The sequence below is a fragment of the Hyphomonas sp. genome, assembly GCF_022844445.1.
Classification (GTDB): domain Bacteria; phylum Pseudomonadota; class Alphaproteobacteria; order Caulobacterales; family Hyphomonadaceae; genus Hyphomonas.
The window spans coordinates 25,987-38,266 of sequence record NZ_JALHLS010000015.1; the positions used below are offsets into that span (position 1 = coordinate 25,987).

Genomic DNA, 12,280 nt, shown 5'->3' on the forward strand with positions numbered 1-12,280 from the left:
TCAGGCGGGAAACCTGAAAGGTTCAGCCAATGACAGCCAGGGGCCAAATTGGCTTCCGGCGTAACACTCCAGAACCGGCAGCGTCACTGCAGTCCGGCCGCCCGGCTCGATTTCTTCCGAAGGGGAAATGCCTACGGATCGCGGCGTTGCCGGAGCGGCGCCGTGATCGGGCAACTGAGAACAGCCTCGGACCACGCCGCACTGTTTTGTGGTCCGGCCAAACTGGCAGGGCGGCGCTTGCCTGGGCCTTCCAGCCCGGCCCGGGTAAATGCCGTGCAAGGCCTGAGGGGGCTTGTTCGACCCCGGGCTCGTGTTCCGCGTAGGTCTAGCCGCCTGACGTTTGGGAGATTGCCGGCGCGCCCTTAGCTGACGGAGATCCTGTTTCTCTCGGCTGGAAAGTATCCCGGCGCCACTTCCGGAAACGGCGAGCAGCATGCCGAAAATAGCCCCCCCCCAATACGTGGGCCGCAACCGAGTCCGCCCGGTAGCTGGCGGCAAGCCGTGCGGCCCGGGCCGGGTCCTGAATGATGATGGACCCGGGCGAGAGATCCGCGTCTTTGCGGAACACTGCCGTGGTTGTCATGAGCGGTCCTGCGCAGACGGCAACCATGCCATTCAGCCGAAGAGCGACGTCGAGCGTTTCTGGCGTAAACCCGTAGATATGCGCGAAGTGAAACCTCTCGAAGCTCGGTTTGTCATTCGCACGCATATCGGGGACAGAGATGTAAAGCCGACCGTCCGGCTTTAGCCATTGCGCCATGGCTGCAAGGGCGGCCATCGGATCACGCAGATGCTCGACGACCTGTTGGCAGGTCACAACGTCAAATCCGCCCAGTGGCAGGTCGGCCTGCTGCCAGGGCGCATTGATGACATCGATCCCATACTCAGAACGGGCAAACTCCGCATAGGTGCGCCCTGGTTCTATGCCGATGACTTCACAGCCTTTGTCCTTTGCAAGCTTGAGAAACTCCCCGGTCCCGCAGCCGAGGTCCAGGACCCGGGCGCCCGGTTTCAGTGCGTCCGCCAGAAGTGCCGCACGGTTTCGTGCTTCCCGCATTGATCTGACGAGATGGAATTTGGGCGGGCGACTGCCGGCCATCTGATAATCGAGCCGGTACTCATTTCGGTAGTAGTGATCGAGCTCCGCGTCTGTCGGCATCGGGTCGGTCCGCATCAGTCCGCAGTCAGAACAGGCGACAGTTCTGAGCTTCTTCCAGCGCCGGTCGGTCTCGCAGATCACTGTTCTTGCGTGGCTGCCGCAGAGGTTGCAGATGATCGCCTCGCCTGCGTAGGGATATGCTGTGAAAGGGATGACGCTTTGGAAGAAATTGCTCATCAGTATCTGCTCGCACAAGGGTCCTGGGCCCAGGCTGCAATACTTTTCTGATGAGAAGCTGACGGACTGAGATATGCGCGTACTTCTGGTCGAGGACCATCTCAGGCTCGGACAAAGCCTTCATGACGCGATGTCCAGGGAGGCCTACAGTCCGGACTGGGTCGTCAGCCTCGCCGATGCCCGCGCTGCCCTTGCCTGCGCCGATTACAGCCTGGTGCTTCTTGATCTGGGTTTGCCGGATGGCAGCGGTCTTGAATTGCTCAAGAGCCTCAGGGCGTCGGGTAATCATATGCCGGTCCTTGTTATGACAGCCCGGGGCGGGTTGAATGATCGGATCGATGGCCTGGATCGCGGCGCAGATGATTACCTCGTCAAACCTTTCGCGATTGCCGAACTCCTCTCGAGGTGCCGCGCTCTGCTGCGGCGTCCCGCGTCGCTGGACGCCGCGGAGGAGGCCTTCGGAAACATCGAACTTTTCATGGCTAAGGGCGAAGTCCGGATACAGGGTCACCCCATCATGATTGCCCGCCGGGAACTGCAACTGCTCCATTCCCTGCTCAAACGCCGGCAAAGACTTTGTTCCAGAGCCTTCCTCGAAAACGAGCTCTACAATTTCAATACGGCAGCGGGCCCGAACGCATTGGAAGCATCGGTCTCCCGCCTGCGTGCCATCTTGAAAAGTGGCGGGGCAACAGCGACTGTTCGTACCGTGCGTGGGGTCGGCTACATTCTGGAACTTGGCGATGTCAGTTAATGCCCGGCTATGGTCCCTGGCGGCGCGCATGCGCGGGCGGCTTGTCTGGGTGACCTGCGCGGTCACTGTTATGACGTCTCTGGTCGTTGCAGTTCACTATGGCGGCGACCCTTCAGATCTTCGTCAGAGAAAGGTTCTCGAACGCGCAGAAAGCATATCGAGACAGATCAGTACTCTGGATTCAAACAGCATCGCCGCTCTGGATGAAGGGGCGATAGGCGAAAAGATTTTTGACGAGCATCCGGAGGCCTATGGTTGGCGCGTTACCGACGATCAGTCACGGGTTCTGGCAAGCTCGCGGTTTGACTGGAGTGCAGTATCGGGTGTGCCCAAATCCGAAGCGGATGAGTGGACCCATGCACTTGACGCGGGCGGCTGGGTTGCTGGCAAGCGCTTCAATTGCAACAGCCGGTCCTGTGCCGTCGAGGTTATCGCACTGAGTGATCCTGCCAATCGGCTGCTCTGGCTGATACTCGGTGAGATCTTCGTCCACATCGTTTTGCCCATCCTGCCCTTTGCGCTTCTCATGCTTCTGGCGTCGCGGCGAATTATCGATGCAACGCTAAAGCCGCTCATCCAGATTCAGAAGCGGGCAAGATCCATAAGAGCGTTTCGTGATGTTGAGCCTATCGAACTCGAGGATGCTCCCCGTGAAGTCCGTGAGCTGACAACGGCGCTGAACGCGACTCTGTACCGGTTGAGAGAGGTAATGGAGCGAGAGCGCGAGTTCATGCTCGATGCCGCACACACGCTGCGAACGCCGCTCGCGGCGATAAAGGCGAATCTCGAAGTCAATCAGGAGAAGGTTGATCTGTCAGCCTTGCGAGCTGACATCGACGCCCTGATAAGGCTGTGCGAACAGATGCTGACCTCGGCACTGGCAGACCGTCTTCGTGTCAGCCCGCTGCAACGCGTAGACGCAGAGCAGCTGATCGTGAACGTCATCACGCGTCTTGATCCTCTGGCCCGTCAGGCCGGGGTTGAGCTCGCGTTCGAACGCCTGTCCGACAGGACGCTTGTGCAGGCCGAGGCCGATGCGTTGGCGATTGCACTGGGAAACCTGGTGGAGAATGCGGTTCAGCATGCGCCGAGGGGGTCGGAAGTTGTCATCGCCCTAAGCCAGGATCCTCTGCTGATTTCGGTAAGGGATTGCGGGCCAGGCTTGTCCGGCCTGTGTCTGGACGACGTAAGAAAGCCTTTTGTCCGCGGGCCTGGCGAGAAAGCAGGTGGAGCGGGACTGGGATTGTCGATCGCCAATCGGATCATGGCGGCGCATGGAGGCCGGTTGGAGCTTCTGCCCGCAACCCCGTCCGGCCTGATTGCAAACCTGGTTTTTGAAAGCCAGGGACACTGCTGACATCCAACTCTCAAGCGCATCACTGCAGTGCACAGAAGGGCTTATCCGAGCCGCATGATCCGGCTCAGCATCAACATTCTGGCCTTAAGCTTCTGCTGCTCAAATACTTCCGCAGAATACCACAAGGTCTCAGTTTTTGGGGTCTGGCCGACCGCAACAATTTCGCCGTTGCAGTGATAAGTCACGCCTGCCTTCAGCGGACCGTCGGTCATTTGTAGCTCGATGCCACCATAGAGGCCGACACTGCCTTCCGGCAGGCAAACGAGATGCGTCTCTACCGCGCGTAGTACATCTACGGCGAGATTCGTAGGAAGTGCCCCAGAGGTATAGGCTTCGATGGGCGCAGTGATGCCGGGAAGGTCCTGCCGCAGTCTCTCCTCCGGGATCCGCGACGGTATACCTGCGACCCTCGAACCGATCTTGACACCTGCAAGCAAGGGCCCCGGACCGGTGTCCTGTCTGGCCGCGAGCCGCTCGCCCAGGAGTGTCTGGCTTTTGGGGGCTCCAAGGCAAGCTGATCCTTCGCAGACAATCCGGCCCGCTTCATCCTCCATCTCGAGACGGGCAGACCCTGTGATCCTGTCGAAAGGCATCAGACGCGCCCTGACACTTTGTCCAGAGAGCGTCGCATTGCGGAAGTACACGGACATTGTGCCAGCGCTCAGCCAGGCTTCCCCGAAGCGCTCAATAAGCAGGGGAGCAAACTGCTCCATGTGGATAGAACCTGCGATCCAGCCTCCCTCGAGCCCCAGTTGCTGCGCGGTGCCGTCATTATGGATCGAGCCTTCCGCTTCTGCGGCAATGTTGACCGGTGTCTTCCAGGGGCTGAAAAGCGTGCCGTTACCGTCGGTTTCGAATGCAGTCCTGGTCATTTCAGCCTCAGCACATGCTTCGTGATGATTTCTCTCTGGATCTCGTCGGTGCCGCCCGCGATGCTGGCGGCGCGCCCGGAAAAGTACCGGCTGACTTCGCGCGCTGCCCATTCAGGTCCTGGCATGGAGAGCGCGTTCCAGGCCTGTGCTTCCCGGGTGAACGGCATGGTCCAGAAGCCGGCGGCATCCAGAAAGAGTGTTGTAGCACGCTGCACAAGCTGACTTCCCTTGAGCTTAAGGATCGAAGTGTATGGTCCTGGAACTTCGCCGGCCTCGAGTTCCGACAGGGCGCGAAGCTCTGTTGCTTCCAAGGCGGAAAGCTCCGTTTCGAGTTCAGACAGCCGGCTCAGGATACTCTCTTCTGAGCCTGCCTCTTCGCCCGCGGTATCCTGCTTCGCCAGCTCGGTTCGCAGGCGGCGCGTGAGAAATATGGAAAGTGAAATGTTTGCCAGCCCTGTCCGTTCATGGGTGAGGAGACCTTTGGCGTAGGTCCATCCTAAACCTTCTTCACCGATCCGGTTTTCTATCGGGACACGAACATTCTCGAAGATGACCTGGTTGAGGTGGTGCATTCCGTCAATCGTCGGAATCGGCCGGATGGTGATGCCGGGAGTAGACAGGTCAATCAGCAGGAACGAGATGCCCTCTTGCCGGCGCTCCGTTTCCTGCGTCCGTACAAGGCAGAACATCCAATGTGCTATGTGCGCCCAACTCGTCCAGATCTTCTCGCCATTCACAACATAGTCATTTCCATCTCGGTCCGCACGCGTTCGCAACGCGGCAAGGTCCGAACCGGCACCTGGCTCTGAGTATCCCTGGCACCATTCGACCTCGTTCCCCAGAATGCCTGGCAGGTGACGCGCGCACTGCTCGGGGCTGCCGTATCCCTGCAGTATCGGCGAGAGCATCATCATGCCCATACCGCCGAGCTGCGCGGGCACGCCGTTGGAGGCTGTCTCCCGCTCCCAGATATAGCGTTGGGTTGCGCTCCAGCCCGGACCGCCGAACTCGGTTGACCATTTGTAGGCGGCCCAACCTCTTGCGAGCAGTGAATTGACCCATTCCTGCCTGTGTGCAGGTGAATCATTGTAGGGCCGGGACGGGGGGAAATGACCCGCAACAAGTGAGCGCACTTCCTTGCGAAAGTCCTCTTCGGCCTTTGTGAACCTGTATTCCATAGCGCCCTCAGATTCTCTTCTCTCGGCCTGCCCAGTAGGGAGCTCGAACGCGCTCTCGTGAAATTTTCCCGCTGGGCAGCCTCGGAAGTTCTTCCACGAACTCAACGGAGCGGGGCTGCTTAAACCTGGAGAGCGTTCGGGACGCAGTTTCCAGTATCTCCGATGCAAGACCTTCGCTCGCGACATAGCCAGGCTTCAGCTGGACGACGGCGCGCACTTCTTCGCCCCATTCGTCGTTTGGTGCGCCGATTGTGCAAACATCGGCGACGGCCGGATGCCGTGCGAGAGCGTCATCAATCTCCTGAGGGTATATGTTTACGCCGCCAGAGATGATGCAGTCGGCGGAGCGGCCGGTGAGGAAGAGAAAGTCATCCTCGTCAACATGACCGATATCGCCTAATGTGAAGTAGCCGTCGCGGCTCTGCGCCGCCGTCTTATCGGGAGCCTTGAAGTACTCGAAGGGATTGATCGGGTCTGCCCGGTGATAAATTGTGCCATCCGTTCCGGAAGATGCAGGCGTGCCGTTTTCATCAAGGATACGGACGGATCCGTCGCCCGGTACGCGGCCCACGCTGCCTGGCTTCCTAAGCCATTCCTCCGCAGTTATATGGATACCCGCCCCGCCTTCGGAGCCGGCATAGTACTCGTGCAGGACAGGTCCGAACCAGTCGATCATGGCACGCTTGACTTCCGGCGGGCAGGGCGCTGCGCCATGGAAAATCTTCCGGACCGATCGGATATCAAACTGCTCTCGCTCTGCTGCAGGCAAGGCCAGAAGACGCTGGAACATGATCGGGACCATGTGCGCGTGAGTGATACTCTCGCGTGCGATGATCTCGAGGACCTGCCGGCTATCCCAGCCGTCAAGCAGTACAATTCTGACGCCTGAGGCAAGAGGCCAGCGAATATCGAACAGGAGCGGCGCAGCATGATAAGCCGGGCCGCAGCAGAGCTGGACGTCCGTCCCCGGATCAAAAGCCGCAAATGTCCCCGTAAGCTGCGGGGAAACTGGTTCAGGGAGCCTGCGCAGGACCCCTTTGGGGCGTCCAGTCGTTCCGGAGGTGTAGAGCATGATCGTACCATGCACCGGGCTTTCGAGTTCCGCTCCGCTGTGGGAGGCAATGACTTCATCAAAATCTTCGCAGCCGGGTGTTCTGCCGCCGACTGTGAGTTTCAGGACTGTCGAACCAAGGCGCGCGGTGAAGTCAGCGGTCATGAAGCGTGCCTCTGCGACGATTGCACGTGCTTCACAGTCCTCGACGATGTAGGAAGCTTCGGCGTCCGAAAGATGCCAGTTCACCGGTGTCAGTCTGAGACCCGTGCGCTGGCTCGCAAGGAAGGTTTCGACGAATTCGCACCGATTGCTGCACATGAGCGCAATTCCGTCTCCCGGGCGCAGGCCGCTGTCCCGGAACACCCGCGCCAACCGATTTGCGTTCTCATGCAGGGTTCTGAAGGTTCGGTGGGAACGGACATCCTGAACAGCCACCCTGTCTGGCCAGCGAGCAGCATGGATCGCACTCATCATGCCGTGTGAGACAGCCTCCTCCATCGTCATCTGTGTTTCTCCGTCCCTTTAATTGACGAGAAGTATAATAAACCCCGGGGGCGGCCGCAACCTTGGGCCCGGGGTTCGGTCCTGATTCTCTTCAATTTCCCTGTCGCGTTGCTGACGATCATTTTAATAACCCTTGACGAGGCCGTCCGCGACTCTTTATTGACTTAACGTATAATAAGGGCATCGACGCCTTAGGGAGGAAAATATGAACAACAGGAAATCCATTCTGAGCGGATCGCGTTTGGCCGCATCCGTGTCCGCTGTCGCACTTGCGGGCCTTCTTGCGCCGGTTGTGCACGCGCAAGAGGAGGCTGCCGAAGCGGGGGCTTCGGACAGGCGGCTCGAAACCGTCACCGTCGTTGCCCAGAAGAAGGAAGAGTCGATCCAGGATGTCCCGATTGCGATCAGCGCCTTCGGCGACGAAGCGCTCGAGCGGGCGCAGATTGAGGATGCAACCGACCTGCAGCTATCGATCCCGAACGCCGTGCTCGTTGGCAACGAGAACCTGACAATTCGCGGGATCGGCGGCGGTGGTGTAGGCGCTTTCATCAACTTCGCCGGGATCGGGCAGGTGCCACAGAACGAGTTTTTCGATCTTGAACGGATCGAAGTCCTGCGAGGACCGCAAGGCACGCTGTATGGCCGCAACACGACGGGCGGCGCGGTGAACATCATTACCCGCAAGCCGGATGATACCTTCGGCGGCGATCTCAGCTTGCAGCTTGGGAACTTCGAGACGGTCCGGGTTGGTGGTGCTCTGAACATCCCGCTCGCAAACGGCATTGGTCAGCGCTTTGCGGGGTATAGCCAGAAGCGAGACGGGTTCACCGAGAACCTGTTTACCGGCAACAATATCGATGACCGGGACCAGTGGGCACTCCGCAGCACGACGAGCCTCGATTTCGGCAATACTCAGGCCGACCTCGTCCTCGGGTATTTTGAGGAGAACAGCTCGCGCGCGCGCGAGACCAAGCGCCTTTGCACCGCCGACCCCGTACTTGGTTGCAGCGCGACGTCACTCGGTGTGGACTCGCCCGCGTCGCAGACGACGATTCTCCAGAGCCTTATCGGGTTCACAGGGGTTGCCTCGGGCGGATTGATTTACGCTGGCGCCCCCAACCCAACCGACCTTCGGCAGGTCTCAGCCGACTATGATCCGACCTATGACGCGGAACAGTTCTATGGGACGCTGAACGTCGACCATGACTTTGGCTCCCTCGTCCTGACCTCAGTCACTGGCTTCAACTGGAACGAAAGTCTTGGCACGACAGACTGGGACAACTCGGCCCTGCCATACCGCTTTACAGCACCGCTGACCTATCGCCTGAACGCAGATACGGTAATTGCGACGAACCAGCTTCGGACTACGGACAGTTTTGCCGCTGATAACCAGACCTGGACGCAGGAGGTGCGACTCGGTTCTCAGCTCGAAGGGCCAATCAACTTTGTGGCAGGTGTGTTCTATTCAGATACCAAGGCATCGAACTCATTTCGAACCTGGCATCCGGCAATCGAATACCTGCAGCGTGCGCTTGGGCGTCCCCCTGAGACTTGGTTCGTGAACACTGAAACGCCTGAGTCACGCCAGGAAGCCTGGGCCTTGTTTGGAGAAGGCTATGTGGACCTGGGTCCGGACACCAAGCTGACCGTCGGTGCCCGCTATACCGAAGAAGAAAGATCCATCCGGACCCGTGCAATCGTCCTTTCACCGCTGCGGCCTTTCACAGTCGCAGATCTTGAAGGTGACAAGTGGACGGGCAAGGTTGCGATTGATCACAAGGCTGACCTGCCGTTGACGGACGAGACCTTGCTCTTCGCTTCTCTTTCAACAGGCTTCAAGAGCGGCGGCCTCAATCCTGGAAGCAATGTCAAGCCGAGCTTCGACGAGGAAACGGTCACAGCGTTCGAACTGGGTGCAAAGAATACCCTTCTCGATGGCTCGATGCGCGCGAACCTTTCCGGCTTCTACTACGACTATGCAGGCCTTCAGCTTGCGCAGCGGATCAATGCTGCCTTTCTGACGTCAAATGCGGATGCGACCGTCTGGGGGCTTGAGGGTGAGTTTACCTGGGCTCCTGCCGATGGATGGCTGCTTGATTCTAACGTTTCGTATCTCAATACTGAGATTGGAGACTTCGCGACGGTGGACGCCGCCAACCCGGCACAAAGTGCCACGGCCACCACCCCGGAAGTGTTCATCAACCTGAAAGGCAATGAGCTGCCGCACTCTCCGGAGTTCAAGATCAAGGTTGGCGGTCAGTACAGTTGGGATGTCGGGCGCGATGACTGGCAGGCAACCCTTCGGGCGGATGCGGCCTGGCAAAGCGAATACTTCGCGCGGGAGTTCAACATCCCAACGGACCAGATCGATGCGTGGGGTTTCCTTGACTTCCAGGCAAAACTCGCCAGCGCAGACAAGGGTTGGTCGGTGAGCGCTTACGTCAAGAACGTGACGGATGAGGATAACATCACCAATATCATCATCGAAGACGCCCTGATCGGAAGATACCGGAATGCAAGGATCCTCGAGCCGCGAACCTATGGCGTGATCCTGACGAAGGACTTCTGAACCTCGTTCCAGACCGGGCCGCGCAGAAGATTTCCTCCCGTCCATTGCGGCTCTCACCTAAGGCACCCGGCCGATCTGCCGGGTGCCTTTCTTTTTTAGAAATTGGCGGTCCGCACCGCGCCGCCATCAATCCGAAGATTGACACCTGTGGTGTAGGAGGACGCGGGGCTTGCAAGGAAAACGGCCGACTTTGCAACTTCTTCCGGCGTGCCGTGCCGGCCGAGCTGGGGCAGGCGGGCGGCGGCTTCGAAGAGTTTGGGATTGGCCCTGCGTATCGCGTCCCAGGTCCCGCCTTCGAAGTGGATCGGACCCGGCGAGATGACATTTGTGCGGATCCCGTCGCGCGAGAGACGCGCTGACAGCTGTCCGGCGTAGTTCACAAGCCCCGCCTTCATAACCCCGTAGGCGAGTTCGTCCGGCGGAAGATTGGTGAGAACCGAAGCGATCGAGGATATGAAGATAATGCTCGGTGATCGCCCTGACTTGAGGTGGGGCAACGCCTGTTCGACGGCGCGCGCGTGCTGGAGAAAATCTGTTTCGAACGATTCGCGCCACCAGGCTTCGTCGCTGCCCTGAAGCCGGGTCGAGACATTGCTTACGAGGATGTCTATCCCGCCCATGTCAGCCGCAGCCTGGTCGATCCAGGCGCGAAAGGCTGCAGAATCCCGAACGTCGAGTGCCGCGCCGTGCACTGTGCCTCCGGCGCCGCGCCAGGCGCGGAGCGCTTCTGAAAGGCCGGTCTCTCCGCGGGCACAAGTGCTCACTTCGGCGCCTTCTGCGACAAACTGATCTACAATTGCGCGGCCAAGCCCGCGGCTGCCGCCGGTGACGACGACCTTCTTTCCTTCGAGGTTCAAATCCACTGCTGTCTCCTGTTCAGTCTGCGAGGCAGCCGCCATCTACCGGGACCAGCGCGCCAGTCATGAACGCGGCCTGGTCGCTTGCAAGGAAGGCGACAAGGTTGATGATTTCGTGGGGCTCGCCATAGCGTTTCATCGGTATGCCGGCGGCGAGACCGGGCCGGGCTGAGGCGGGATTTTCAGGAGAGACCTGACGTTCGAGCTCATAGATCATGTCCGTGCGCGTCGGGCATGGACAAACGGCGAGTACGCGAACGCCGTGCCGGGCCAGCGACACCGCAGCGGATTGGGTCATTCCGTTCACGGCATACTTGCTTGCGGTATAACCAAAGATGTTTCCGCCGCCACGCGAGCCCGAGATCGAGGAGACATTTATGATGACGCCCCGCCCAAGCGGTTTCATGTGCCGGGCGGCGTGCTGCATACCCAGAAAAACGCCGCGCACATTGACATCCATGACCCGGTCGAAGGCATCTACAGGATAGCGCGTCAGATCCAGCGTCGGACCGGAGATCCCTGCATTGTTGAAGAGGATGTCTAACCGCCCCCAGGTCTTCAGGGCAGTGTCCATGGCGCGACTCCAGTCCGCCTCGCGAGAGACGTCGCCCTCAAGTGTGATCACTTCGGCGCCCGCGCGCCGTGTGATTTCCCGGACACCTGTAAAGTCGCTACCTGAAAGATCAAAACCGAGAATCTTACAGCGCTCGTCAGCGAATCGTTCGACGGCGGAAAGACCAATGCCGCGCGCCGCGCCCGTGATGATGATCGTGCGCCCTTCGAGGCCCAGTGTTCCAGGTGCCGACAATGCAATTCCTCCTCGACCAATATATTATATTAATCGTCAATAAATTGGTGTCAAAGGAATCTCTCCGCAAAGCTCCTGATCAGATCGGCACAGGTATCCGGTGCATCCCTTTGGGGAACATGTCCCGCATCAGGCAGGCAATGGACATCGAGGCAGGGCGCATACCGGTTCAGATCGTCGACGAGGACTGAGCTGAACACAGTATCCTTCGCGCCCCAGATCACCTGGACGGGTACCTTGATGAGATAGTCGCGCCCATGCGTCCAGCGGTTCTCCGGCGCCGGGGCATCGATAGGCGGAATGATGAAAGGCGCGGCTCTATACCAGTTCAGCATGGCTTCCCACGCGCCGGGGCTCCGCCAGGCCTTTAGATAGCCGTCATAGTCCTGCCGGCTCATCCGGCCGGACGCGAGTTCAGGACCGAACCATTCGGCTGCAATACTTTCGCCAGCATCCGGCTTGACCAGATTCTCAAAGGCTTCTGAGCGTAGCGTCTCAAAATACTGAGACGCAGCGCGCTGTCGGGGATCATCCCAGATGGCGTCCTGCAGAAGGTAGGGGTGCGCACCGTTTAGGATTGTCACGCATTTCAGGCGATCAGGCTGCTGCATGGCCAGCCAGAACGCGAGAGTAGCGCCCCAGTCGTGCGCGACCAGGCAGACCGGTTCGTCGCTGATCGAGGCGATTAGTGCGGCTATGTCGGCCACGAGGTGCTCGGTTCCGTATGCAGAAACATCTGCTGGGCGCGAAGTCAGATTGTAACCGCGCTGATCGGCATGCAGAGTGAAATCGTCAGCGAGGCGCTCCATCAATGGCCGCCAGACACGCCAGTGATCTGGAAATCCGTGCAGGAGGACCATGGCGGGTCCTTCGCCACAGGATGCGACGTTCATTGCGAGGCGGTTCACCGGACGGACCACTTCCCGGATCTCTGCTGCTTTGCTGGACCGGGTAGACTGCGGCATGGCGATGTTTCGCAACAATTAGAAAT

At 59.4% G+C, this 12,280-nt stretch carries 10 protein-coding genes; 3 read left to right on the top strand and 7 right to left on the bottom strand.

What is annotated here, in order from left to right:
* Window positions 1-325: 325 nt before the first annotated feature.
* Window positions 326-1,174, bottom strand: a complete 849-nt coding sequence (locus Q0C17_RS14900; protein ID WP_291207956.1) for a class I SAM-dependent methyltransferase — start codon at window positions 1,172-1,174, stop codon at window positions 326-328.
* Between the two features lie 235 nt (window positions 1,175-1,409).
* Between Q0C17_RS14900 and Q0C17_RS14905 the strand changes: the two genes are divergently transcribed.
* Together Q0C17_RS14905 and Q0C17_RS14910 are read left to right on the top strand one after the other, a co-directional pair.
* Window positions 1,410-2,090 (top strand): response regulator transcription factor, encoded by a 681-nt coding sequence (locus tag Q0C17_RS14905; RefSeq protein ID WP_291207958.1) that lies wholly within the window; start codon window positions 1,410-1,412, stop codon window positions 2,088-2,090.
* Window positions 2,080-3,447, top strand: a complete 1,368-nt coding sequence (locus Q0C17_RS14910; RefSeq protein WP_291207960.1) for an ATP-binding protein — start codon at window positions 2,080-2,082, stop codon at window positions 3,445-3,447. The genes Q0C17_RS14905 and Q0C17_RS14910 overlap by 11 nt, the downstream gene beginning before the upstream one ends.
* Window positions 3,448-3,488: 41 nt before the next feature.
* Here the strand turns inward: Q0C17_RS14910 and Q0C17_RS14915 are convergent, their stop codons facing one another.
* Genes Q0C17_RS14915 through Q0C17_RS14925 form a run of 3 tightly spaced genes read right to left on the bottom strand, consistent with a single transcriptional unit; the run spans window position 3,489 to window position 7,055 of the window.
* Window positions 3,489-4,319, bottom strand: coding sequence for a hypothetical protein (locus tag Q0C17_RS14915; protein ID WP_291207962.1), 831 nt, complete (start codon window positions 4,317-4,319; stop codon window positions 3,489-3,491).
* Window positions 4,316-5,497, bottom strand: a complete 1,182-nt coding sequence (locus Q0C17_RS14920; RefSeq protein ID WP_291207964.1) for an acyl-CoA dehydrogenase family protein — start codon at window positions 5,495-5,497, stop codon at window positions 4,316-4,318. Before Q0C17_RS14920 ends, Q0C17_RS14915 begins: the two co-directional genes overlap by 4 nt.
* Before the next feature lie 7 nt (window positions 5,498-5,504).
* Complete coding sequence (locus Q0C17_RS14925; RefSeq protein WP_366914835.1) at window positions 5,505-7,055, bottom strand: AMP-binding protein; 1,551 nt, start codon at window positions 7,053-7,055, stop codon at window positions 5,505-5,507.
* Between the two features lie 205 nt (window positions 7,056-7,260).
* Here Q0C17_RS14925 and Q0C17_RS14930 point away from each other — a divergent pair, with 205 nt between their 5' ends.
* Window positions 7,261-9,624, top strand: coding sequence for a TonB-dependent receptor plug domain-containing protein (locus Q0C17_RS14930; protein ID WP_291207966.1), 2,364 nt, complete (start codon window positions 7,261-7,263; stop codon window positions 9,622-9,624).
* A gap of 95 nt (window positions 9,625-9,719) precedes the next feature.
* Here Q0C17_RS14930 and Q0C17_RS14935 read toward each other — a convergent pair whose 3' ends face one another.
* Genes Q0C17_RS14935 through Q0C17_RS14945 form a run of 3 tightly spaced genes read right to left on the bottom strand, consistent with a single transcriptional unit; the run spans window position 9,720 to window position 12,254 of the window.
* Window positions 9,720-10,487 (bottom strand): SDR family oxidoreductase, encoded by a 768-nt coding sequence (locus Q0C17_RS14935; protein ID WP_291207968.1) that lies wholly within the window; start codon window positions 10,485-10,487, stop codon window positions 9,720-9,722.
* Between the two features lie 13 nt (window positions 10,488-10,500).
* On the bottom strand, window positions 10,501-11,289 hold the full coding sequence (locus Q0C17_RS14940; protein ID WP_291207970.1) for a glucose 1-dehydrogenase: 789 nt from the start codon (window positions 11,287-11,289) through the stop codon (window positions 10,501-10,503).
* Window positions 11,290-11,339: 50 nt separating this feature from the next.
* On the bottom strand, window positions 11,340-12,254 hold the full coding sequence (locus tag Q0C17_RS14945) for an alpha/beta hydrolase (protein WP_291207972.1): 915 nt from the start codon (window positions 12,252-12,254) through the stop codon (window positions 11,340-11,342).
* Between the last annotated feature and the right edge of the window lie 26 nt (window positions 12,255-12,280).